Origin of the sequence: Actinomadura sp. RB99, assembly GCF_014706005.1 — a bacterium.
Taxonomy (GTDB): domain Bacteria; phylum Actinomycetota; class Actinomycetes; order Streptosporangiales; family Streptosporangiaceae; genus Spirillospora.
Window position 1 is genome coordinate 1 of record NZ_JABMCA010000076.1, and the last position, 22,672, is coordinate 22,672.

21 protein-coding genes are annotated in these 22,672 nt (G+C 74.1%); 3 read left to right on the plus strand and 18 right to left on the minus strand.

The annotated features are described in order from the left end of the window. Both amrb99_RS50305 and amrb99_RS40755 read left to right on the plus strand, forming a co-directional pair. On the plus strand, positions 1–320 hold a 320-nt coding region (locus amrb99_RS50305), incomplete at its 5' end, for a hypothetical protein (RefSeq protein ID WP_206700294.1). A gap of 275 nt (positions 321–595) precedes the next feature. Beyond that, on the plus strand, positions 596–1,438 hold the full coding sequence (locus amrb99_RS40755; RefSeq protein ID WP_190866660.1) for a patatin-like phospholipase family protein: 843 nt from the start codon (positions 596–598) through the stop codon (positions 1,436–1,438). Positions 1,439–1,490: 52 nt separating this feature from the next. Here amrb99_RS40755 and amrb99_RS40760 read toward each other — a convergent pair whose 3' ends face one another. The 17 genes from amrb99_RS40760 to amrb99_RS40840 all read right to left on the minus strand — a co-directional run bounded on the left by amrb99_RS40760 (position 1,491) and on the right by amrb99_RS40840 (position 18,818). Beyond that, the gene (locus amrb99_RS40760) at positions 1,491–2,876 is read right to left on the minus strand and encodes a nucleobase:cation symporter-2 family protein (RefSeq protein WP_190866662.1); all 1,386 of its coding nucleotides are present in this window, start codon (positions 2,874–2,876) and stop codon (positions 1,491–1,493) included. Between the two features lie 119 nt (positions 2,877–2,995). Continuing rightward, a complete protein-coding gene (locus amrb99_RS40765; RefSeq protein WP_190866665.1) occupies positions 2,996–3,853 on the minus strand; it encodes a crotonase/enoyl-CoA hydratase family protein in 858 nt (285 codons plus the stop codon). Positions 3,854–3,895: 42 nt separating this feature from the next. Beyond that, positions 3,896–4,429 (minus strand): DUF1877 family protein, encoded by a 534-nt coding sequence (locus tag amrb99_RS40770; protein WP_190866667.1) that lies wholly within the window; start codon positions 4,427–4,429, stop codon positions 3,896–3,898. Positions 4,430–4,479: 50 nt separating this feature from the next. Further along, positions 4,480–4,971: a YfcE family phosphodiesterase gene (locus tag amrb99_RS40775; RefSeq protein WP_190866669.1), complete on the minus strand. Its 492-nt coding sequence runs from the start codon at positions 4,969–4,971 to the stop codon at positions 4,480–4,482. 81 nt (positions 4,972–5,052) lie between these two features. Then, complete coding sequence (sigJ, locus tag amrb99_RS40780; protein ID WP_241756412.1) at positions 5,053–5,925, minus strand: RNA polymerase sigma factor SigJ; 873 nt, start codon at positions 5,923–5,925, stop codon at positions 5,053–5,055. Between the two features lie 8 nt (positions 5,926–5,933). After that, complete coding sequence (locus tag amrb99_RS40785) at positions 5,934–6,869, minus strand: NAD(P)-dependent oxidoreductase (protein WP_190866673.1); 936 nt, start codon at positions 6,867–6,869, stop codon at positions 5,934–5,936. A 366-nt stretch (positions 6,870–7,235) separates the two neighbouring features. After that, positions 7,236–7,949 carry a hypothetical protein gene (locus tag amrb99_RS40790; protein ID WP_190866675.1) on the minus strand — a complete coding sequence of 238 codons (714 nt, stop codon included), beginning with the start codon at positions 7,947–7,949 and terminating at the stop codon, positions 7,236–7,238. 375 nt (positions 7,950–8,324) lie between these two features. Beyond that, positions 8,325–9,137 carry a hypothetical protein gene (locus tag amrb99_RS40795; protein WP_190866678.1) on the minus strand — a complete coding sequence of 271 codons (813 nt, stop codon included), beginning with the start codon at positions 9,135–9,137 and terminating at the stop codon, positions 8,325–8,327. Between the two features lie 51 nt (positions 9,138–9,188). After that, positions 9,189–10,241 (minus strand): 2-hydroxyacid dehydrogenase, encoded by a 1,053-nt coding sequence (locus amrb99_RS40800; protein ID WP_190866680.1) that lies wholly within the window; start codon positions 10,239–10,241, stop codon positions 9,189–9,191. Next, positions 10,238–10,870, minus strand: a complete 633-nt coding sequence (locus tag amrb99_RS40805; RefSeq protein ID WP_190866682.1) for a histidine phosphatase family protein — start codon at positions 10,868–10,870, stop codon at positions 10,238–10,240. Before amrb99_RS40805 ends, amrb99_RS40800 begins: the two co-directional genes overlap by 4 nt. Then, positions 10,867–12,342, minus strand: coding sequence for an FGGY family carbohydrate kinase (locus tag amrb99_RS40810; protein ID WP_347257065.1), 1,476 nt, complete (start codon positions 12,340–12,342; stop codon positions 10,867–10,869). The genes amrb99_RS40805 and amrb99_RS40810 overlap by 4 nt, the downstream gene beginning before the upstream one ends. Further along, entirely contained in the window at positions 12,339–13,850 is a 1,512-nt protein-coding gene (locus amrb99_RS40815; protein WP_190866684.1) for an FGGY-family carbohydrate kinase, read from the minus strand. Before amrb99_RS40815 ends, amrb99_RS40810 begins: the two co-directional genes overlap by 4 nt. Positions 13,851–13,881: 31 nt before the next feature. Next, complete coding sequence (locus amrb99_RS40820; RefSeq protein WP_206700295.1) at positions 13,882–15,126, minus strand: sugar ABC transporter permease; 1,245 nt, start codon at positions 15,124–15,126, stop codon at positions 13,882–13,884. Beyond that, entirely contained in the window at positions 15,119–16,057 is a 939-nt protein-coding gene (locus tag amrb99_RS40825) for an ATP-binding cassette domain-containing protein (protein ID WP_190866687.1), read from the minus strand. Before amrb99_RS40825 ends, amrb99_RS40820 begins: the two co-directional genes overlap by 8 nt. Before the next feature lie 61 nt (positions 16,058–16,118). Next, positions 16,119–17,195 (minus strand): substrate-binding domain-containing protein, encoded by a 1,077-nt coding sequence (locus amrb99_RS40830; RefSeq protein ID WP_206700296.1) that lies wholly within the window; start codon positions 17,193–17,195, stop codon positions 16,119–16,121. Positions 17,196–17,561: 366 nt separating this feature from the next. Beyond that, positions 17,562–18,347 carry a DeoR/GlpR family DNA-binding transcription regulator gene (locus amrb99_RS40835; protein ID WP_190866691.1) on the minus strand — a complete coding sequence of 262 codons (786 nt, stop codon included), beginning with the start codon at positions 18,345–18,347 and terminating at the stop codon, positions 17,562–17,564. 72 nt (positions 18,348–18,419) lie between these two features. Then, positions 18,420–18,818, minus strand: a complete 399-nt coding sequence (locus tag amrb99_RS40840) for a rhodanese-like domain-containing protein (protein ID WP_206700297.1) — start codon at positions 18,816–18,818, stop codon at positions 18,420–18,422. Positions 18,819–19,006: 188 nt separating this feature from the next. Between amrb99_RS40840 and amrb99_RS40845 the strand changes: the two genes are divergently transcribed. Next, positions 19,007–21,871, plus strand: coding sequence for an FAD-binding and (Fe-S)-binding domain-containing protein (locus amrb99_RS40845; RefSeq protein WP_347257066.1), 2,865 nt, complete (start codon positions 19,007–19,009; stop codon positions 21,869–21,871). A 3-nt stretch (positions 21,872–21,874) separates the two neighbouring features. Here the strand turns inward: amrb99_RS40845 and amrb99_RS40850 are convergent, their stop codons facing one another. After that, a complete protein-coding gene (locus tag amrb99_RS40850) occupies positions 21,875–22,615 on the minus strand; it encodes an IclR family transcriptional regulator (protein WP_190866696.1) in 741 nt (246 codons plus the stop codon). Positions 22,616–22,672 lie beyond the last annotated feature (57 nt).

The following is a 22,672-nucleotide window of genomic DNA, read 5'->3' on the forward strand; positions in this document are numbered from 1 at the left end:
TCAAAGAAATCCCCACCACCCCCGAAGAGATGGCACGGGGCGACCCGGCCGAACCGGCCAGGTCGATAAAGGCACTGGCTTTTAACACGCTGTTGAGTTCTCAAGAAACGGACACCCACCGTGTGAGATCCGCTTTCGCGTTTCCCGCTCCGGGGCGACTGCTCTTACTTTATCAGATCCGCTCGGAGTGTCAATTTCCGGGCTTTTCCGATTGCCTTTCCGGTCCGCTTGCGCGTCCCTTCCGGGCGGTGTTGCCATTTCACCAGATCCGGCGCGATTTGCAAAATCGGCCCTTACCGATGCCATCACCGCACGGCTGACACGGCGAAGCCGCGTCGGCTGCTGAGTGGTGGTTTCCCCGTCGGCCGGCCGCCAAGAGGGCGTCCTGCATCCGTGAGGGGGACGAGGGGTTAACTTACGTGGTCCGCGGAGCCTCGTCAAATCGACACGCTCCAGCGCCGGTGCGGGGACGCCCTGCTCCCGGGTGCGGCGCGCTGAGCAGGGTCGATGCGCACGGGGCGAGCGGGACGGGGCCGTCGCCGGAATGTCCGCCGCCCTCCCTACGCTCTAGCGATCACCCAATGAGAGGACGGATATGACCGACAATGAGCGCGCTCTGGTGCTGGGCGGAGGCGGGGTCGCGGGCATCGCCTGGCTGAACGGGCTGCTGTTCGGGCTCGCCGAGGAGGGCGCGGACGTGACCGGAGCCGACCTGCTGGTCGGCACGTCGGCGGGCTCCGCGGTGGCGGCGCAGGTCGCGAGCGGGCGGCCGTTGAAGGAGCTGTACGCGCGGCAGGCGGACCCGGCTTTGCAGAACCGCGAGCTGGTGCCGACCGGGGTGTCGGTGAGCACGGTCATGGAGACCTGGATGCAGCTCGCGTACGAGAACGAGGGCGATGCGGCGGCGGTGCGGCGGGGGCTCGGTGCGCGGGCGCTCGCGGCCGAGACCGTGACGGAGGCCGAGCGGCGCGCGGTGATCGAGGAGCGGCTGCCCTCCCATGAGTGGCCCGCGCGGAAGTTGCTGGTGACGGCCGTGAACGCGCTGACGGGCGAGCTGCGGGTGCTGGACCGTGACTCGGGCGTCGGGCTGGTGGACGCGATCGCGGCGAGCTGCGCCGTCCCGATGATCTGGCCGCCGGTGACGATCGGCGGCGTCCGGTACGTGGACGGCGGGGTGCACTCGGCGAACAACCTCGCTCTGGCCGCCGGGTACGAGCGGGTCCTGCTGCTCGCGCCGATGGACGACCCGACCCTGGACGACGAGATCGGCGCGGTGAAGGCCGCGGGCGGTCAGGTCAAGGTGATCCGTCCGGACGAGGCGTCGACGGCGGCGTTCGGCGCCGATCCGCTGGACCCGTCGACGCGGACGCCGGCCGCGGGCGCGGGGCTCGCGCAGGGCAGGGCGGCCGCGGCGGAGATCGCCGCCTTCTGGAACTGACCGGCCGACGGTCCGCGGCGGCCGGCGGGAGCCGCCGCGGACCGCGGCACGGTCAGGAGGTGGTCGCCGGTTCCGCGGGCGGGACGGCGGCTTCCTCGTCCTGCGGGGGCGTGCGCGTGAAGACGTTGAACACGAGGTTCAGCACGATCGCGCTGATGCTGCCGATGGTGATGCCGCTGTTGAGGATCGCCGCGACGTCCTTGGGCATGTTCTCGCCGAACTGCGGGACGACGGTGGGCAGCAGCGCGAGCGCGATGCTGACGGCGACGACGAGGGCGTTGCGCTCCTGGCGGAGGTCGACCTTGCCGAGGGTCTGGATGCCGACGACGGCGACCATGCCGAACATCGCGACGGCGGCGCCGCCGAGGACGTCCGGCGGGATGGACGCGACGTAGGCGGCGGCCTTCGGGAACAGACCGAGGACGATCATGACGGCGCCGGCCGCCACGACCACGAACCGGCTGCGCACCCCGGTGAGCCGGACGAGCCCGACGTTCTGCGCGAAGCACGTGTAGGGGAAGGCGTTCAGGGAGCCGCCGAGGAAGGTGGACAGGCCGTCGGCGCGCAGCGCGCGGGTGATGTCGGCGTCGGTGACGTCCTTGCCGACGATCTCGCCGGTGGCCTTGGAGTCGCCGACGGTCTCCACGACGGTGACCATCATGACCAGCAGCATCGCGATGATCGGTCCGATGTGGAAGGTCGGGGCGCCGTAGTGGAACGGGGTGGTGACGCCGAACCAGTCGGACTCGCCGACCTGGTCGAAGGCGGTGTCGCCGAGGGCGTAGGAGACGACCGTCCCGCCGACGAGGCCGAGGAGCACGGCGATGCTGCTGAGGAACGGCCGCCGGAGCCGGTAGAGCACGATGATGAACAGCAGGGTGCCGCCCGCGTACATGAGGTGCTTCCAGCTGCCGAAGTCCTTGCCGGCGGCCTTGGCGGCGGCGCCGCCGGCGGCGTCGGTGAGCGCGTTCGGCAGCAGCACCAGTCCCATGATCGTCAGGACGGTGCCGGTGACGAGCGGCGGGAAGAACCGCAGCACGCGGCCGAGGAACGGGGCGGCGACCAGGGTGACCAGGCCGGCGGTGATGGTGGCGCCGTAGATCGCGAGGAGCCCGGCGGTGGCGTTCTCGGCGCCCTGCCCGATGGCGATCATCGGTGCGACGGCGGTGAACGTGACGCCCTGCACGATGGGCAGCCGGATGCCGATCCTCCAGACGCCGAGCGACTGGATGATGGTGGCGATCCCGCAGGTGAACAGGTCGGCGTTGATCAGGTAGACGAGCTGCTGGGGGGACAGCCCGATGGCGCCGGCGACCAGGATCGGGACGACGACGGCGCCGGCGTAGAACGCCAGGACGTGCTGGAAACCGTAGAGGGCGAGCTTGGGGACGGGGAGCACCTCGTCGACGGGGTGCCGGCGCGGTCCTTCTTCGGGCATGCCTGCCTTGCCTTCCGGGGGTGGGTCCGACCAGGTGGACGCCCTGATCACGACGGCAGAAGATACCGGTTTCCGGATCTCGCGCCGTCGCCCGGCCCCACCCCTCGGGGCCGCGGCGGCTACGCGGGGTCAGTGAAGGCGGCCTCGCGCTTCTCGAAGTAGGCGCGGACGGCCTCGGCCTGGTTCGGCGAGCCGCGCAGCGCGCCGAGCTCGCGGGACTCCTCCAGGTACTGGCCGGCGAGGTCGCCGCCCTCGGCGGCGCGGTTGAGCAGGCGCTTGGCGGCGCGGATCGCGTCGGGGCTCCGGCCGGCGATCTCGCGGGCGAGGTCGGTGGCGGCGGCGCGCGGGTCGCCGGCGGTGCGGGTGGCGAGGCCGAGGCGGACGGCCTCGTCGCCGCCGACCATGCGCCCGGTGAAGGTGAGCTCCTTGGCGACGTCCTCGCCGACGAGGCGCAGGAGGGCGGCGGTGCCGGTCATGTCGGGGACCAGGCCCCAGCGGATCTCCAGCACCGACAGCTTCGCGTCCGGCGCGACGATCCGGATGTCGGCGCCGAGCGCGATCTGCAGGCCGCCGCCGAGGGCGTGCCCGTGGACGGCCGCGATGACCGGCTGCGGCAGTTCGTGCCAGGTGTGCACGGCCTGCTGGCCGAGGTTGGTGATGCGGCCGGGCTCGCGGTCGGTGATGTCGGACGGCGGCCCCTGGGACCGCTGCCCGCCGGAGGACCCGGCCCCGGAGCCGCCGCCGGACGGCGCGTCCCCGGCCATCGCGGCGAAGTTGGCGAAGTCGAGCCCCGCGCAGAACGCGCGGCCCTCCCCCGACAGGACGACGGCGCGGACGGACGGGTCGGCCGCGAGCGCGTCGCCGGTCTCCGCGAGCGCCTCGAAGGTCGCGAGGTCGAGGGCGTTCAGCTTGTCGGGGCGGTTGAGCCGCACGTCGGCGACTCCCTCGTGGACGTGCACGGTCACGCGGTCGGTCATGCCGGCCCCCTTCGTAAGTGCGGTCTTACTCGACCGATCATCTCAGGAGATGTCCTTGATGACCGCGTTGCCCGCGGCGGCGGCGCGGGCGTAGAAGCCGCGGAGGACCTCGACGTCCTCGGCGAGCCATCCCCTCGTGACCATGTCGCTTCCGTCGTGGTCGTGGAAGGAGTACGGGCCGATCTCCAGCAGCAGGGGGTAGCGCTCGCGGATGAGGGCATCGAAGTCGATCCCGCGCAGGTGGGCGTCGACGGCGCGCACCTCCGCGGGTCTGAGCAGGATCGGCGTGTTGAGGCGAGAGGTGCCGCCGGTCAGGACGAGTCCGCCCATGACGACGTCGCGGGCGGGCGCCGGGCCGAGCGGGACGCCTTTGGCGTCGTCGTCGTTCTCGCATCCCGTCAGCAGGATGTGGATCGCGTCCCAGGTGCGCGTCGTGTGCGCCGATTCCAATTCGCGGAGCGACTCGCCCCACGCGTCGTAGAGCCGGCGCAGGCCGCCGCGCAGGCCGTGCGGATGGTCGAGGAGCGCGTGGACCTCGGTCCAGTCGTGCCTGCCGAGCGTCATCCAGAAGCCCACGGCTGCCCCCGGCCGATCTCGTTCATGCCGGACATTGTGCCCGCCGTTGATCAGGTCACGGGAACGATTTCCGCGCGGGCCAGGCGGCCGCCCTCGATGTCGAGGAGGCCGATGGTGCCGTGCGGCTGCCGGCGCCGGTCCGTCGGCGAACCGGGGTTGAAGATCCGGACGCCGTCGCCGGTCTCGTCCAGCGGGATGTGGGAGTGCCCGAAGACGACGAGATCGGCGGCGGGGAACCAGCGCCGCATCCGGGCGGTGCGGCCGCGGGCCTGGCCGCTGTCGTGGACCATCGCGACGGCGAGCCCGCCGAGGTCGAGTTCGAGCCGTTCGGGGGCGCCCCACGCCGCGACGTCCGGGCCGTCGTTGTTGCCGAGGACGGCGTGGACGGGCGCGTACTCGGCGAGCTCGTCGAGGACGGACGCGACGCAGACGTCCCCGGCGTGCAGGATGACGTCGGCGCCCCGCAGGTGCTCGGCGACCCGCGGCGGGCACCCCTTCCAGCGCCGGGGCGCGTGGGTGTCGGAGACCACCACCGCTCTCACGCCTCCATTGTCCGACGGCGGGCGCCGGCGGCCCGCGCCGGGGTCGCCCGGCAGTGGCAGGCGTCGAGACCAGGGGCGCGATCAGGGGGCGGGGCGGACGTGGCCGAGCTTGTCGGGGTTGAGGACGGCGAACAGCCCCCGCACGCGGCCGTCGCGGACGTCGAACGCGGTGAGCTGCTCCTGGCCGTCGATGTGCGTCCAGAGCGCGGGCGCGCCGTTGGCCTCGACGATCCGGACCTCGCCGAAGCCGTAGCGGGAGCCGAGCCCGGTGATGAACGCGGCGATGGCGGCGCGGCCCTCGACGGGGCGGAGCGCGGCGCGGACCCTGCCGCCGCCGTCGTTCCAGGCCACGACGTCCTCGGCGAGCAGCTCGGTGAGGGCGGCGAGGTCGCCGCCGCGTGCGGCGTCGAGGAAGCGGCCGAGGAGCTCGGTGTGGTCGGCGGTGGACGGGCGGAACCGGTCGCGGCCCTCCGCGAGCCGTGCCGCCGCGCGGCGGTGGTGCTGGCGGCAGGTCGCGGCGGGGACGCCGACGATGCCGGCGATCTCCTCGTAGGGCAGTTCGAACGCCTCGCGCAGCACGAACACGGCGCGTTCGGGCGGCGACAGCCGCTCCATCATGTGCAGGGTCGCGTAGGAGAGGGTGTCGGTCATCTCGGCGGTCTCCAGCGGCCCGAACGCGGCGGCGGACACCGGTTCGGGCAGCCAGGGGCCGGGATAGGCCTCGCGGGTGACGCGGGCGGAGCGGAGCTGGTCGAGGGCGAGCCGCGACACGATCGTCACCAGGTAGGCGCGGGCGTTGCCGACCTCGGCGGGGTCGGTCCGGGTCCACCGCAGGTACGCCTCCTGGACGGTGTCCTCGGCGTCCCACATGCTGCCGAGCAGCCGGTAGGCGAGCCCGAGCAGCAGCGGGCGGTGCTCCTCGAACGCGCCGGCGGCGTCTTCTCGCTCGTCCATGCGGGCGATCATGCCGCGTCGCGGCCGGCGGCGCCCGCCCCGCCGGCCTCCATGCCGTGCACCCAGCTCGGGTGGCGGGGCCGCCAGTCGAGGCGGAGCCGGGCGCGGCTGTTGTCGGCGCCGCGCAGCCCGTTCATGAACGCCACGCCCCAGCCTCCGACGGCGAGCCGGGCGAGCGCGGCGGGAGCGCGTTTGGGCGCGGGCGCGTCCAGCATCCGGGCGTAGCGGGTGAGGAAGTCCGCCATCGTGACGGGCGTGTCGTCGACGATGTTCAGGGCGCCGGTGACGTCCTTGTCGAGCGCGGCGACGATCGCGGTGGCGGCGTCGTCGGCGTGGGTGAAGGACAGGACGGCGTGGCCGCCGCCGACCACCGGCACCTTTCCGGCGCGGACCTGGGCGGTGAACGACCCGTCGGGCGCGTAGGCGGACCCGGGGCCGTACAGGTGCCCGAAGCGCAGGACGAGGCCGCCGGCTTCGGCGGTCATCGTCTCGAGGTCGACGAGGGCGGCCAGGACGGGCGCGAACTGCTTGGGGGTGCGCTCGGTCCACAGCGGCGCGTCCTCGTCGGCGAGCCCGGCGGCTGGCCGGTAGGCGTAGGCGAGGCCCTGGGCGAGGACGCGGGCGGTCCCGGCGGCGCGGGCGGCGTCGTAGAGGTTGCGGGTGCCCTCGGTGCGCAGGCGGTTGGTGACCGCGAAGTCGCGGGCCAGGTGCTTCGGGTCGAGGGCGGCGGGGATGGCGGTGAGCAGATTGACGACCGCGTCGGGCGCGGCCTCGCGGACGGCGCGGGACACCGCGTCCCGGTCGAGCGCGTCGGCGGCGAGGGTGCGTCCGGCCGGGCCGTCCCCGGAGCGCGACAGGCCGATCGCCTCATGGCCGACGGCCTCGAGCAGCGGCATCAGCCGGCGGCCGATGACTCCGGTGGATCCGGCGACGAGAACGCGCATGACGACTCCTGATGTCCGTCCCGGCATGGGCCGGGAGAAGGTCGCTTACGGCATCAGGACGGGGCGGGTCCGCCGGACGTGACAGTCCCGGATGTGATTCAGGGCACATGACCGGATCCGGGTGATTTAGCCACTCCGGGATCTGGACACCGGTGGGAAACAACTGTAAGCGCGGTGTCATTACCCCCTGCTGACCTGCGGGGTTACGCTCGAAGTCCTCGTGAATCGTCCACGGGATCCGGCCGTACGCCCCCGGCCGCTCCGACACGGCGACCCAGCACCGCGAGGGTCAAGGGGGCGGCCGGGCACCGAGGTGGAAGACCACTCCCTTGCACCGTCCCGGAGCCCGGCCGCCGCCCCTGCCGGCTACGAGGTCAGGTAGAGCTTGCGGTCGAAGACGCCGGAGCCGGGGGTGCTCTCGCCGCGGCCGATGGCGGCGCCGCTGCCGGTGCCGCTGGACGGGCAGAGCCCGCTGCTGCCGGACTCGCGGACGAGCTGGATGGCGCTGGACTTGCCCTGGAGGTCGTCGTCGGGCAGCGGCCGGTTCGGGTTGTCGCGGTTGTAGACGTCGAACGTCAGCCCGTCGGAGCCGCCGGTGCGGAAGCCGTAGATGCACGTGACGGTGAGGCCGAGCACCTGGCCCTTCAGGGTGATGCGCAGGTCGCCGCCGATGGCGATGACGCCGTCGCGCCCGCCCTGCACGGGGGCGTAGCCGATCTGACCGGACCGGTCGGACACGCCGCCCAGGTCGAGGACGGTGGCGGGCGAGCTGAACCCGTTGGACGTGTGGCACGCGCCGATGGAGGCGGCGGTCAGCTCGCCGGCGCCGGCGGAGGTCGTGGTGCCCTGCATCTGCGCGCTGTCGCAGGTGCCGGTGACGTTCGTGCCAAGGAAGCTGGTGGAGAAGTTCAGCGTGCCGACGGTGGAGATCTGCCAGTTCCCGGCGTAGGGCGCGCCGGTGGCGGTGTCCTGGCGGATCGTGGTGGTCGCGGCGGACGCGGGGCCTGCGGCCAGCGCGAGCGCGGCGCACGCGACGGCCGCCGGTGCGGCGAGCCGGGCGAGTCGGGCGGGAGCTTTCACGGGGTTCCTCCTCGGAGAGGGTTTCCTGCGTCCGCGCGCGGGGGCGCCCGCGCGCGGCCCCCTGCGCGCGGCCCGCGGTTTCCCGCCGTGACCGCGCCGATCACTCCTCGTTCATACCCGAGTGATCCCGGAAAGGGTAGAGCGATCGAGAAAGAGACCCGCAATTCATAGGATTCCGATAAACGGACGCCGGAGATCGCTCATCCGGCCGCGAATCGGCGCTCGGCGAATGCCGGTTCCCACCGGAACTTATAACCGAAATCGGATTGGAACGATCACATGGCGGGAAATTCGGCGGATGTGCGGAATCCCGGTGGGAAGGCGCGCGGCCGGGCTTGGGAGGTAGTGGACGGACCCGGCCGCGCGCCTGGTCCGTCAGCGGAACGCCGGCGTCATCGCGTAGACGCGGTTGGGCTTGTTGTAGCCCACGAAGACGCGCGATCCGCGGCCCGCGGGAGCGACGGCGAGGCCCTCGCTCTCGCCCGTCAGCGGGATGGTGATCGTTTCCAGGATCGTGCCGGCACGGTCCAGCACGGTGATCGTGTTGTTGGTGTAGTACAGGACCTTGTCACCGGACATTTCCAAACCCTGCGGAACGCCCTGGTAACCGAGCGGGAACGTCGAGCGGACATTCCCGCCGAGGTCGGTGAAGGCGAAGACGAACGGGCCGTTGTCGCCCGGTCCGGCGTGGACGAGCAGCCCGTCGCGCCGGTCGTCCACGGCGACGAGACCGGAATTGCCGAGGGAGCCGAAATCGATGGTGCGGACGATGCGCGGCTCGCCCGTCCAGTCGACGACGTTGACCTTGGTCGGGTTGGTGCCGCCGCCGGTCGCGACGTAGAGCAGGCCGTCGGCGCCGCGGACGCTGATCTCGGCGGCGTGCCCGACGTCGAGCGGCGCGCTCTCCCTGACCTTGGTGCCGTCGGGGCGGTACTCGCGGATGACGCCCCGGCCGCCGCCGACGTCGAAGCCGACGAAGAAGCGGCCGCGGTGGTAGGCCAGGCCCTGCATGTTGCCGGTGTCGGGGACGTTGAAGACGAGCTCGAAGGTGTAGGAGCGTTCGGCCGCGGCGGCGGGGCGGGCCGTGCCCGCCAGCGCGGCGGCGCCGGCGAGCGCGGCGGCGCCCGCGAGGCCGAGGGCGGTGCGTCGGGTCAGCGGGGTGTCGGCGGGTAGGCGGGTCGGGTGCATCGTGCCTCCTCGTGGTGGGGGTCGCGCGGGGAGTCGGGGCGGCGGCCGGGGTCAGGCCGGTCGCGGCACGGTGAGGGCGCCGGGGTTCGCGCAGTGCAGGAGGGGCTCGCCGCGCAGGTGGCGGCCGACGTCCTCGGCGATGATGCGGGCGGCGTTCGCGGCGGTCTGCTTGCTGGCGCCCGCCAGGTGCGGGGTGACGATGACGTTCGGGGTGGTCAGCAGCCGCGACCCGGCGGGGATGGGCTCCTCGGGGAACACGTCGAACGCGGCGGCGAACAGGTGCCCGGACTCGACCGCGTCGCAGGCGGCCTCGTAGTCCAGCAGCGATCCGCGCGCGCAGTTGACGATGATCGACCCGGGCGCCATCGCGGCGATCTGCGCGGCGCCGATCATCCCGGTGGTCTGCGGGGTGGCGCGGGCGTGCAGGGAGACGATCTGCGCGCGCGCCAGCAGGTCGTCGAGCTGCACGAGTTCCGCGACGTCGGCGAGGTCGCCGAGATCGTCCAGGTACGGGTCGTGGACGAGGACCTTCGCGCCGAGCGCGGCCAGCATCCGGGCGACGCGGCGCCCGACCGCGCCGCAGCCGACGAGCCCGACGGTGCTGCCGAGCAGTTCGAAGCCGACGGCCTCGTAGCGGTAGTAGTCGCCGCGCCACTGGCCCGCGACGAGGTCGCCGTGGGTCTGCGGGATCCGCCGGACGGCGGCGAGGATCAGCGCGAGGGTGTGCTCGGCGGTGGCGCCGGCGTTGCGTCCCGGGGCGTAGCAGACGGCGACGCCGTGCTCGGTGGCCGCCTCCAGGTTGGCGTTGACGGGCCCGCCGCGGCTGATCCCGAACAGCTCCAGGTCGGGGCACGCCTCCAGGACGCGGCGGGTGAGCGGCGCCATCTGGGTGACGCAGATCCGCGCGCCGCGCAGCGCCTCGATGAGCCGCTCCTCGGTGCCGGACGCCTCGTCCACCTCGGCGACCCGCCCGAACGGCTCGACCGGCCACGGCAGCGTGAGCTCGGTGAACTCCAGGTCGCCGGGGGCGGCGGCGCGCAGCGCGTCGATGAACAGGCGGTTGCGGACGAACAGGTCACCGGCCGCCAGGACGCGGGTCGTCATTGCAGGCTCCAGGGAACGAGCGATCCTTCGATCGCGGTGTTGAACTCCAGGAGGGCGGCGTCGCCGTCCCGGAGCCGTATCTCGGTCAGTGCGCAGTTGCCCAGCGACGGGAACCGCCGCCGGTAGTCCTTGAGCGGCAGCCCCAGCAGCCGGCACAGCGCGAGGCGCAGCGCGGTGGAGTGCGCGACGACCAGGACGCGGCCGCCGGGGTGCCGTCCGGCGATGTCGTGCAGGCACGCGGTGAAGCGGCGCGCGGCAGCGGCCGGGTCCTCGCCGCCCGGCAGGTGGCCGGCGACGGGGTCGGCGCGGAAGGCGCGCAGCGCGTCGGGGAACGCGCGCTCCATCTCGTCGCGGGTGAGGCCCTCGCCGCGCCCGAAGTGCAGCTCGCGGAGCCGCGTGTCGACGACGGGGTCCGCGCCGATCGCCTTGGCGGACGGCTCGGCGGTGATCCGGGCGCGGCCGAGGTCGGAGCACCAGACGGCGTCGGGCCGGGCGGCCTCCGCCCACGCGCCGAGCAGCCGGGCCTGCTCCAGGCCGCGCCGCGTGAGCGCGACCTCGCTGGTGCCGGCGTAGCGGTTCTCGGCGTGCCATTCGGTCTCGCCGTGGCGGACGAGCACGAGGCGCGTCATCGGGCCGTCCTCTCGCGTGCGTGGTCGGCGGTGGGTGCGGGCAGCCACCCGCGCTTCTCCAGTTCGCCGACCATGCGCAGGTAGGCGTCGTCGAACCGGCCGGTGCTCCCCGGCCGCGGGTCGACGGTGGCCGCGACGGCGACCATGCGGGAGGCGACCTCGGCGACGTCCCGTCCGGCGGACGCGGCGAGGACGGCGGCGCCGAGCGCGGGCTCGGCCTGTCGGGGCAGCACGACGGGCCGTCCGAGGACGTCGGCGCGCAGCTGGCACCAGTACCGCGACTTCGCGGCGCCTCCGGTGAGGGTGAGATCGCCGCCGGTGGGGGCGCCGAGCAGGTCGAGGTGGTCGAAGCAGAGCCGTTCGATGAACGCGACGCCCTGCAGGACGGCGGCGTAGGCGTCGGCCTCGTCGCCGGTCGCGCCGAGCGTGAACCCGCGGGCGTCCGGCGCGACGAACGGGAACCGCTCCCCCGCGCCGACGAGCGGGTAGGTGAGCGCGGCGGCGGGTTCCCGCTCGGCGGCGCGGCGGTCGAGGCCGGCGAGGTCGCGGCCCGGGTAGTCGCGGGTGAGGGCGCCCGCGCCGGTGCTGGACGCGCCGCCGGGCAGCCACCGCCCGTCCGGCGCCTTGTGGGAGTACACGACGCCGAACGGGTCGTGGACGAGGTCGTCGGTGACGCCCTTGAGCACCAGCGTGGTGCCGAGGACGGAGTTCCACGAGCCGGCTGTGAGGCGGCCGGTGCCGAGCTGGGCGGCGCACCCGTCGGTGGCGCCCGCGATCACCGGCGTGCCCTCCGGCAGCCCGGTCGCCGCGGCGGCGTCGGCGCCGACGGTGCCGAGCGGGGTGCCGGAACGTTCCAGCTCAGGGAGCAGCTCCGCCGGGACGCCGAGCGCGTCGAGGACGTCCAGCGGCCACGCCTCGGCGACGAGGTCGGCGCCGGTCTTGAGGGCGTTGCTGAGGTCGGCGGCGACGGGCCGGCCGGTCAGCCGCCGGTTCACGAAGTCGGCCTGGTGCGCGAGGCGCGCACCGTCCGGCAGGCCGGGGGTGTTCTCCAGCAGCCACAGCAGCTTCGGCAGCGCCCAGGCGGGCTGCATGCGCTGGTAGCCGAGCCTGCGCCACACCTCGCCCCCGGCCTCGTCGATCCTCTCGACGGCGCCGGCGGCGCGGGTGTCGTCGTACATCAGCGCCGGGGTCAGGGGCCGCCCGCCGCGGTCGGTCAGCAGGACGGTGCCGGACGTGCCGTCCACCGCGACGGCCTGCACCGCGCCCGCCGGGACGTCGCGGAGCGCCTCGCGGCAGGCGGCGGTGACGGCCGTCCACCACAGCTCCGGGTCCTGCTCGTGGCGCGGACCGTCGCGCCGGCCCGACAGCGGCGCCGTCCCGCTGCCCGCGACCTCACCGGACGCCGTGACGGCCAGTGCCCGCACGCTTTGCGTGCCGAGGTCGATCCCGACCCACACGGGTTCGGCGCTCACCGCTCACCCCCGCGCTCGCGCATCGCGGCGAGCGTGGGCCACGCGGGCGCGGTCGCCCGCCGGATGTCCAGGAAGTCCTGGTACGCCTGCGCGTAGTGCGCGGCGCGCGCGGGATCGGGGTCGCAGACCTCGCCCGGCCGGACGTATCTGGCGGCCGCTTCCCCGGCGTCCTCGGCGCGGCCGGTGGCGAGCAGCCCGACGATGAACGCGCCGCGCGCGCCCGACTCGGCGTCGGCCGACCGGACGACTGGGACGCCCGTGACGTCGGCGAGCATGCCGAGCCAGAACGCGCTCGCGGAGCCGCCGCCGCTGACCCGCAGCTCGGTCGGGCGGGTCCCGGCCGCCTCCAGGCAGTCCCGGACCACCAGGCTGAGCCCTTCCAGGACGGCGCGGGCGAGGTCGGCGCGCTCGTGCTCGACGGTCAGGCCGTGGAAGGCGCCGCGCGCCCGCGGCTCCAGGAACGGCGCGCGCTCCCCGGCGGGCGACAGGTACGGCAGGAACACCAGGCCGCCGGCGCCGGGCGGGGACTGCGCCGCCAGCGCGGACAGCGCGGACGGGTCGTCGCCGAGGCCGAGCGTCCGGCGGGCCCAGTCGACGACCTGGCCGCCCGCGAGCGTCGGGAACGCCCGCAGCCACCGGTCCGGCAGGCCCATCGCGACCGTGAAGCCGGACGGCTCGCCGTCGAGGCGCGGCTCGTCCACGACCATCTCCGTGCACAGCGTCGTGCCGAGGATCGTGCACGCCTGCCCGACGTCGACCGCGCCCGCGCCGATCGCGGTGGACGCGATGTCGTAGGGGGCGAGGACGACCGGGATCCCGGCGGTGAGGCCGAGCGCGCCGGCGGCGTCGGGCGTGAGCGGGGCGGCCCGCTCGCCGTCGCCGAGCAGGTCCGGCAGCAGCGCCGCCGCCCACTCCATGCCGTAGAGGCGGAGCAGGTCGCGGGAGAACCCGCGCTCGCGGACGTCCATGAACGGCGCCGACGCGTCCGAGGAGTCCACCGCGATCCGGCCGGTGAGCCGGGAGAAGACCCAGCCGCCGCAGGTCAGGGACGCCGCGGACCGGGCGAGCCGGTCGGGGTCGTGCTCGCGCAGCCAGGTGAGGATCGCGTTGGGCAGCCCCGGGAACGGCAGCGACCCGTTCGCGCGGAACGCCTCGGCGATGACGCCGGAGCGCGCCCAGCCCTCGACGGCCGCGGCGGCGCGGCCGTCGTTCCACAGGATCGCCGGGCCGGTCGGCTCGCCGGCGGAGTCGACGAGCCAGCAGCCGTCGCCCTGCGCGGTGAGCGCGAGCAGGTCGACGCCCGCGCCCGCCGCCGCGACCCGGGCGGCGGCCTCGCGCACCGCGCCGGCCACCGCGTCCCAGACCTCGGCCATGTCCTGCTCGGCCCGGCCCGGCGCGGGCCGGGACACCGTCGTCGGCCGGCGGACGACGGCCAGTTCCGTGCCGTCCTCGGCGTATCCGACCGCCTTGATCATCGTGGTGCCCGCGTCGACGCAGACGACCGCCATCGGCTCTCCCGTGAGGTGCGGAAACAGGGTGTCAGGCGCGGCCGTGCGTCCGCCGCGACCGGCGGGCGACCGAATCCAGCGCCACGGCCAGCAGCAGCACCGCGCCGGTGACCATGAAACGGTAGGACGAGTCGAGGTTCAGCAGCGTCAGCCCGCTGGAGATCGACTGGATGACGACGATGCCGAGCAGCGCCGCGAACGCGTTGCCGCGCCCGCCGAACAGGCTCGTCCCGCCGATGACGGCCGCCGCGATCGCGTTGAGGTTCACGTCGCCGCCGCCGCTGCTCTGGTTCGACGCCGCCAGCCGGGCCGCCGCGAGGATCCCGCCGACGGCGGCGAGGGTCGTGCACACCACGAACGCCGAACTGTATACCGCCTTGACGTTGATGCCGGCGCGCCGGGCCGCCTCGACGTTGCCCCCGACCGCGTACACCGACTTGCCGTACTTCGTCCGGGACAGGACGTAGTGCGTCGCCAGCACGAGGCCGAGGAACAGCACGAACATCCAGCCGACGCCGCGGTCCCGGCTCAGGTACCAGACGGCGACCGCGAGGCCCGCCAACAGGACGGCGCTGCGCAGCACGAGCGTCTGCTCGGTGGTGGCGGGCAGGCCGGCCCTGCGGCGCGCCGCCGCCCGCGCGTGGCCCGTCCAGTACAGCGCGCCGGCGCCCACCGCGACCAGCGCGTACGCCAGCCACGCCGGGACGAAGTCGAGCTGCGCGAACGTCACCAGCCACGAGTCGAACGGCAGGTTGATCGAGCCCTTCGGGCCGAGGATCCACAGCTGCAGGCCGAGGAAGCCGAGCAGTCCGGCGAGGGTGATGACGAAGCTCGGCACGCCGAGCCGGTTGAACACCTGCGCGTAGAACCAGCCGATCAGGCAGCCCGCTGCGGCCGCGGCGACGAGCGCCACCACGGCGGGCATCCCGTGGTCGACGAACAGCACCGCGGTGGTGGCCGCGCTGAGCCCGCTGATGGAGCCCACCGACAGGTCGATCTGCCCGACCAGCAGCATGAACACCACGCCGAGCGCGATCACCCCGACCGGGACGCACTCCATCGCCAGGTTCACCAGGTTCGCGCTGGACAGGAACACCGGGTTCAGGATCTGCATGACGGTCCAGATGACCACCAGCCCCGCGACCACCGGCCACACGCCGAGGTCGCCGCCGCGGACCCGGTCCGCCATCCCGGTGAGGGTCGCGCGCAGGCCGCGGTCCTGCGGCTCGCCGGGCGGCGCCTGCTCCACCGGCGGCGCCGTGGTGAGATCACTCATCGCCGTCCCCCTTCGTCGTCGCGATGCGCGCGACGGGCTCGCCCTCGCCGTCCTCGCCGGCGGCCGCGCCGCCGGTGCCCGTGTCCGATGCGGTGCCGGACTCCGCGGCGGCGTCCTCCGCGGACGGGCGGGCGCGCTTGGAGCGGCGGCTGACCACGTTGTCGGTCGCGCCGGTGATCGCCGCGACCAGCTCCTCCGCGGACGTCGCCTCCGCGTCGAACACGCCGTTGTTGCGGCCGAGCCGCAGCACCGCGACCCGGTCCGCGACCGCCTTCACGTCCGCCATGTTGTGGCTGATCATGATGACGCCGAGGCCCCGCTCGCGGAGCCGCTCGATCAGGTTCAGCACCTCGGCGGTCTGCGCGACGCCGAGCGCGGCGGTCGGCTCGTCCAGGATGATGACCTTCGGGTCGCCGAGCAGGGAGCGGGCGATCGCGACCGTCTGCCGCTGCCCGCCCGACAGCGCCGCGACCGGCGCCTCCACCGACGGGATCTTCGCCGACAGCTGGCGCAGCAGCTCCCGGGACCGGACCTCCATCGCGACCTCGTCCAGCCGCAGCGCGCGCAGCTCCCGGCCGAGGAACAGGTTCTCGATGACGTTGAGGTTCTCGCAGAGCGCGAGGTCCTGGAAGACGGTCGCGATACCGAGCTGCTGCGCCGCCGCGGGGCTCGGGACCGACACCTCGCGGGACTCGAAGGTGATGGTCCCCGCGTCCGGCGGGTGCACCCCGGACAGGACCTTCACCAGCGTGGACTTGCCGGCGCCGTTGTCGCCGACGAGCGCGACGACCTCGCCCGCCGCGACGTCCAGGTCGACGCCGGTGAGCGCGGCGACCGCGCCGAAGGACTTGCTGATGCCGCGCAGCGACAGCAGCGCGCCGTCCTTCGCGGCGGCCGGGGCGGGGGCCGTGGGGGTGGGCGTGGGTGACATGACCGACCTTCGTGGATCGTTGCCTGTGCCGAGCCGGTGCTCGATACCGGTGCTCGGGCCGCTACTTGATGCCGAGCTGGGTGCAGCCCGCGGCGTAGTCGGCGGTGCAGACCTGCGACGCCTTGAGCGCACCGCCCGGTCCGAGCAGCACGGTGGCGATGTTGTCCTTCGTCACCACGGTCGGCGTGAACAGCTCCGACGGGGTGTTGAACAGGGTCGCGTTCGGCTTCGGCTTCTCGCCCTTGACCAGCTCGTACGCCGCCTGCGCCGCCGCCTCCGCGACGATCTTGATCGGCTTGGAGATGGTGTTGTACTGGTCGCCGTTCACGATCCGCTGCGCGGCGGCGAGCTCGGCGTCGTTGCCGGTGACCGGCGGGACCGGCTTCCCGGCCGCCTTGAACGCGGCGACGCTCGCGCCGCCCGTGCCGTCGTTGGCGGCGACGACGCCGGCGATCTGCCCGCCGAACTTGCTGATCTGGCCGCTCACCCAGTCCTGCGCCTTGGCGGGCTCCCAGCCGGGGGTGTCGTACTCGGCGAGGAGCTTGAAGCCGGACGGGTCGACCGCGCTGTGGATGCCCTTCTTGATCAGGTTCGCCGCGGCGTCGGTGGGCGAGCCGTTGACCTCGAGGATCCCGCCCTTGGCCTTGGCCTGCTTCAGGTGGTCGACCAGCGACTGGCCGATCATCGCGCCGATCTTCTCGTTGTCGAAGGAGACGTAGAAGTCGGCCTTGGCGGCGGGGATGGGCCGGTCGTAGGCGATCACGGCGACCTTGCGGGACTGCGCCATCCGGACGATGGACGCGGCCGCCGCCGAGTCGACGGGGTCGATCACGATGGCCTTCACGCCCTGCGCCAGCACCGAACTCGCCTGCTGCTGCTGCTTCGAGGCGTCCGCGCCCGCGTTCTGGTACAGCACCGAGCAGCCGCCGCACAGCTGCTTCATCTTGGCCTTGAACAGCGGCGCGTCGTACAGCTCGTAGCGGGTCGAGGCGATGTCCGGCATGAGGAACGCGATCTTGGCGTTCTTGGCGTCGCCGCCGGTCGAGCCGGCGCTCTTCGACGAGCACGCCGCGGCGGGGGCGAGCACGGCCAGGGCCGCGCCGGCCGCGGCGGCCGTCCGGAGGGAAAGCTTCGTCACTGGGGTCTCCTCGGTGCTGCGCCCGTGGGGGGAAGGGCGGCCGATCCAGCGCGGCGGCCGTCCGAGCCGGGTCCGGCGGCCGTCGCGGGGAGAACGTAACATCAGGAACGTTAGAAGTGTCAATACCAGGACGTTAACTAACAATCGGTGGCGTGATCTGGTGGCGAAGCGACGTCAGAACGCCCACGTCACAACTCGATATCGACCGTGCAGGCCCTCTAGGCGGCACGGGTCGTCATGGTGTTGGTTCTAACATCGCCCATCACATGACGGGCGGGCGGACGCGCGGAACGAGCGCTCGGACGCGCGGAACGGACGTGCGCAGGCGAGGGAACGGACGTGCGCAGGCGCGTGGAACGAGCGCGCTCAGGCGCGCGGGGCGACGTCGTAGGCGACCTTGTGCAGGTCCAGTTCGCGGAGCGCCGCGGCGGACGCGCCGTCGTCGGTGATCACGCGCTCGAACTCGCCCAGCGGCGCCACCCGGTGCAGCGCGGTGCGCCCCAGCTTGGTGTGGTCCACCAGCAGGACGTTGCGGACGGCGCTGCGCAGCATCGCGCGCTTCACCACCACGACCCGCTGCTCCTGGTGGCAGGCGTTGCCCGCGGACACCGCCGACGTCGACACGAAGCACATGTCGACCTGCAGCGACTCGATCGCCTCGACGCACGAGACGCCCATGAAGGAGTTGTGCAGCGGGTCGTAGTCGCCGCCGAGCGCGATGAGCCGGACGCCCTGCACGGGCGCCAGCAGGTTCAGGCCGTCAAGGAAGTTGGTGACGATCGTCAGCGGGCCGGCGTCCTTGATCCGGCGGGCGAGCGCGAGGGCGGTGGTGGAGTCGTCCAGCATGATCGCCATGCCGGGCTCGACCAGCTCCGCCGCCGCGGCGGCGATCGCCTCCTTCTCCTCGCGCATGGACTTGCCCCGGTAGGCGACGCTGCTCTCGAAGACGCCCGAGCGCTGCGCGGTGACCCCGCCCCGGTACTTGCGGACGATGCCCTGCCGCTCCAGCTCGTCGAGGTCGCGGTGGATGGTCATCAGGCTGACCCCGAACCGCTCGACCAGCTCGGCCGCCGTCGCCGAGCCCTGGGCGAGGACCGCCTCGGCGATCGCGTCCTGGCGTTGCGCGGGCCCCCGCCGCTGCCGGTTGCTCATGCCCCGCTCCTCCGTCCGGACGCCGCGAGCGCGGCGGGTCGAAGCGAAGTTAACATCACCGATGTTAAGACCTCAACCGGCGCTGTCACTCCCCGTGGTGGCGGGCAGGCCGGCGTCGCGCCATGCCTTGAAGCCGCCGACGACGTCGGTGGCGCGGGTCAGGCCGAGGTCGTGCAGGGCCGCGGCGGCCAGGCTGGAGGTGTAGCCCTCGGAGCAGAACACGATGACGCGCACGTCGTGCCCGGTGGCCTGCGGCAGGCGGGCGTCCGACCGCGGGTCGAACCGCCACTCCAGGACGTTGCGCTCGACGATCAGTGCGCCGGGGATCTCGCCCTCGGCGGCGCGCTGCGCGGCGGGGCGGATGTCCACCAGCAGGGCTCCGTCGCGGGACTCGGCGTGCGCCGTGCCGGGGTCGAGCCGGTCGAGCCGGGCGCGGGCGGCGGCGAGGATCTCATCGATGCTGCGAGGCATGTCCCCCAGCATGGCAGCAGATTCCCTACTGAGCGAGTCGGAAAACAGGCCTGCCGCGTCCCGCCCTGGTCCGATCCCGCTCGCGCGGGCCGGGGCGGTCTGCCCGTCCCGCTCCGCGCGGTACTACCGTCGTCGCCAGGGGTGCCGCCTCGGCGCGGCGGCCCGGGTCCAAAGCGTAAGGGGCGGATGTGGGCGATCAGGGCGATCTCGTGGCGGCGCTGCGGCGCGCCGGGGTCAGCGGGGTGGACGATTCGGCGCTGGCACGGTCCATGTACGCCTCGGACGCCTCGCTGTACCGCGTCTCGCCCGCGGTCGTGGTGACGCCCCGGGACACCGGCGAGCTGCCCGCGGTGCTGGCGGTGTGCCGGGAGTTCGCGGTGCCGCTGACGATGCGGGGCGCGGGGACCTCCATCGCGGGCAACGCGGTCGGACCCGGCGTGGTCGTGGACGCGAGCCGGCACCTGAACCGGGTGCTGGAGATCGACCCGGACGCCGGGACGGCGCTGGTCGAGCCCGGGATCGTGCAGGCGCGGCTGCACCGGATCGCGGGCGGGCACGGGCTGCGGTTCGGGCCCGACCCGTCCACCCGGACGCGGGCGACCCTCGGCGGCATGATCGGCAACAACGCCTGCGGATCGCGGGCGCTCGGCTACGGCCGCACGTCCGACAACGTGCTCGGCCTGGACGTGGTCGCCGGGACCGGGGAGCGGCTGCGGCTCGGCGACGTCCCCGGCGCCCCCGCCGGGGGCACCGCCCAGAGCCCGCTGCTGGACCGGCTGCGCGACCTCGTGAACGGGCGGCTAGCGCTGATCCGCACCGAGTTCGGGCGGTTCGGCCGGCAGGTGTCGGGCTACTCGCTGGAGCACCTGCTGCCCGAGCGGGGCTTCGACGTCGCGCGGGCGCTGGTCGGCAGCGAGGGGACCCTCGCGGTGACGCTCGCGGCGCGGCTGCGGATGGTCCGCGAGCCCGCCTGCCGGCTGCTGGTCGTGCTCGGCTACGGGTCGATGGCCGAGGCCGCCGACGCCGTCCCGGCGATCCTGCCGCACGGCCCGGTGGCCTGCGAGGGCCTGGACTCCCGGATCACCGACGTGGTGCGCGGACGGCGCGGCCCGGACGCGGTGCCGCCGCTGCCCGAAGGCTCGGGCTGGCTGCTGGTGGAGCTGGCCGGCCCGGAGATCGGCCCGCTGCGCGACACCGCCCGCAGGATCGTCGCCGAGTCCGGGAGCGCAGGCTCGGCGCTGGTCGAGGACACGGCGCTCGCCGACGCGCTCTGGCGGATCCGCGAGGACGGCTCGGGCCTGGTGGCGCGCACACCGGACGGCCGGCAGGCGCACGCCGGCTGGGAGGACGCGGCCGTCCCGCCCGAGCGGCTCGGCTCCTACCTGCGCGAGTTCGAGGCGCTGCTCGACGGGCACGGCCTGTTCGGCGTCCCGTACGGGCACTTCGGGGACGGCTGCGTGCACGTCCGGATCGACTTCCCGTTCGACCGCCCCGGCGGCACCCGCGTGTTCCGCGACTTCCTCAACGAGGCGGCGGCGCTCGCCGCGCGGCACGGCGGCACGATGTCCGGCGAGCACGGCGACGGGCGCGCGCGCGGCGAACTGCTGCCGCACATGTACTCCCCTGAGGCCCTCGACCTGATGGCTCAGGTCAAGGACCTCTTCGACCCCGACGACCTGCTCAACCCGGGGATCATCGTCCGTCCCGCCCCCGTGGACGCCGACGTGCGGACGGCCGGCATCGCCCCGGTCACCCGCGCGGAGCTGCCGACGCTCGGCCTCGCCTACCGCGGCAACGCGGGCGACCTGGCGCGGGCCGTGCACCGCTGCACCGGCGTCGGCAAGTGCCGCGCCGACAACACCGGGAACGGCGGCGTGATGTGCCCGTCGTACCTCGCCACCAGCGAGGAGAAGGACACCACGCGCGCGCGGGCCCGCGTCTTGCAGGACGTCGTCTCCGGCCACCTCGGCCCCGACGGCTGGAGGACCCAGGCCGTCCACGACGTCCTGGACCTCTGCCTGTCGTGCAAGGGCTGCGCGTCCGACTGCCCCACCGGCATCGACATGGCGTCCTACAAGGCCGAGGCCCTCCACCAGCGCTACCGGCGCAGGCTCCGGCCGCGCGCCCACTACGCCCTCGGGCGGCTGCCGCGCTGGACGCGCCTGGCCGCGAAGGCGCCCGCCGCCGTGCCTGCACTGAACGCGGCGATGCGGTCGCGCGCGCTGCGGCCGCTGATCGCCTGGGCCGCCGGCATCGACCGCCGCCGCTCGCTGCCCGCCTTCGCGCCCGTCCCGTTCCGCCGCCGGTTCGCCTCCCACCGCAGCCCGGCGGGCCGCAACGGCGAGGTGGTCCTGTTCGTCGACACCTTCACCGACGCCTTCTCCCCGGACGTCGCCGAGGCCACCGTCAAGGTCCTCGAACACGCCGGCTACCAGGTGTCCGTCACCGCGCGCCCGGTCTGCTGCGGCATCACGTGGATCTCCACCGGGCAGCTCCACGGGGCGCGCGCGCAGCTCCGCCGCACCGTCCGGGCCCTCCTCCCGCCGGTGCGGCGCGGCGCGAAGGTCGTCGGCATGGAGCCGTCCTGCACCGGCGTGCTCCGCTCGGACGCCGAGGAGCTCCTGCGGGGCGTGGACGCGGCCGCCGCCCGCGAGGTCGCCGCCGCCACCCGCACCCTCGCCGAGCTGCTCGCCGAGACCCCGGACTGGACGCCGCCCGACCTGTCCGGCGTCACCGGCGTCGCGCAGCCGCACTGCCACCACCACGCCGTCATGGGCTGGACGAAGGACGCCGCCCTGCTCAGGGGCGCGGGCGCCGAGGTCGCCCGGCTCGGCGGCTGCTGCGGCCTCGCCGGCAACTTCGGCGTCGAGAAGGGCCACCACGAGGTCTCCGTCGCGATCGCCGAGCACCAGCTGCTCCCGGCCGTCCGCGACGCCGCCGAGGACGACGTCGTGCTCGCCGACGGCTTCAGCTGCCGCACCCAGCTGGCCGACCTCGCCTCACGCGAGGGCGAGCACCTGGCCCAGCTCCTGGCCCGCCACCTCCCGGAGTGACGTTCAGCGGCGGGCGAGGGTGCGCGACAGGGTGAGGGCCGCGGTGTGGACCGCCGGGGCGACGGCGGCCAGCCGCATGCGGTTGGACCACCCGGAGACCGACAGCGCGCCGATCGCCTCGCCGTCCGCGCCGAGGACGGGGCTGGCCGCGCAGAGGATGCCGTTGCCGGACTCCTCCCGGTCGTAGGCGACGCCCTCCTCGCGGATCCTGGCCAGCTCGCGGGTGAACAGCCCGGGCGCGACGACGGTGCGCTCGCCGACCTTGACCAGCCCGGCGTCCAGCACCGCCTGGACGACCTCGGGCGGTGAGAACGCGAGGATCGCCTTGCCGACGCCGGTGGCGTGCGCGGGCAGCCGGCCGCCGACCTGCGAGGGCATCCTCGGGGCGTCGGAGGCGCCGAGGATCTCCACGTACACCACCTCGGCGCCCTCCAGGACGGCGAGGTGCACGGTCTGCCGCGTCGCCTCCCGCAGGTCGGACATGTAGGGGACGGCGGCGTCCCGCAGGACGCGCTGCCGGGGCACCCGCTGGCCGATCTCGAACAGCCGGAGGCCGAGCCGCACCCGCGTCCCCTGCCGCTCCAGCAGGCCCGCCTCCACCAGGTCGAGCGCGATGCGGTGCGCCGTCGAGCGCGGCAGGCCGCTGCGGCGGGCCAGCTCCGCCGCGCCGAGGCCGTCGTCGTCCGCCCGGAAGGCGGTCAGCACCGCGACGGCGCGGCGCAGGAACGTGTCATCGGACGGCATGGCCCCACTGTAGAAGACGTGTCCCACCACGTGGGACGACCGCGTTGCCCGGAGGGC

Excerpts from the sequence above, each read along its gene's own strand:
- amrb99_RS40835 (WP_190866691.1), bottom strand. The coding sequence starts at position 18,347 with ATGAGCAACCGGCAGCGGCGGGGGCCCGCGCAACGCCAGGACGCGATC.
- amrb99_RS40815 (WP_190866684.1), bottom strand. The coding sequence starts at position 13,850 with ATGGCGGTCGTCTGCGTCGACGCGGGCACCACGATGATCAAGGCGGTC.
- amrb99_RS40765 (WP_190866665.1), bottom strand. The coding sequence starts at position 3,853 with ATGACCGACCGCGTGACCGTGCACGTCCACGAGGGAGTCGCCGACGTG.
- amrb99_RS40850 (WP_190866696.1), bottom strand. The coding sequence starts at position 22,615 with ATGCCGTCCGATGACACGTTCCTGCGCCGCGCCGTCGCGGTGCTGACC.
- amrb99_RS40805 (WP_190866682.1), bottom strand. The coding sequence starts at position 10,870 with ATGACGCGCCTCGTGCTCGTCCGCCACGGCGAGACCGAATGGCACGCC.
- amrb99_RS40840 (WP_206700297.1), bottom strand. The coding sequence starts at position 18,818 with ATGCCTCGCAGCATCGATGAGATCCTCGCCGCCGCCCGCGCCCGGCTC.
- amrb99_RS40755 (WP_190866660.1), top strand. The coding sequence starts at position 596 with ATGACCGACAATGAGCGCGCTCTGGTGCTGGGCGGAGGCGGGGTCGCG.
- amrb99_RS40800 (WP_190866680.1), bottom strand. The coding sequence starts at position 10,241 with ATGACGACCCGCGTCCTGGCGGCCGGTGACCTGTTCGTCCGCAACCGC.
- amrb99_RS40760 (WP_190866662.1), bottom strand. The coding sequence starts at position 2,876 with ATGCCCGAAGAAGGACCGCGCCGGCACCCCGTCGACGAGGTGCTCCCC.
- sigJ (WP_241756412.1), bottom strand. The coding sequence starts at position 5,925 with ATGGACGAGCGAGAAGACGCCGCCGGCGCGTTCGAGGAGCACCGCCCG.
- amrb99_RS40785 (WP_190866673.1), bottom strand. The coding sequence starts at position 6,869 with ATGCGCGTTCTCGTCGCCGGATCCACCGGAGTCATCGGCCGCCGGCTG.
- amrb99_RS40795 (WP_190866678.1), bottom strand. The coding sequence starts at position 9,137 with ATGCACCCGACCCGCCTACCCGCCGACACCCCGCTGACCCGACGCACC.
- amrb99_RS40820 (WP_206700295.1), bottom strand. The coding sequence starts at position 15,126 with ATGAGTGATCTCACCACGGCGCCGCCGGTGGAGCAGGCGCCGCCCGGC.
- amrb99_RS40825 (WP_190866687.1), bottom strand. The coding sequence starts at position 16,057 with ATGTCACCCACGCCCACCCCCACGGCCCCCGCCCCGGCCGCCGCGAAG.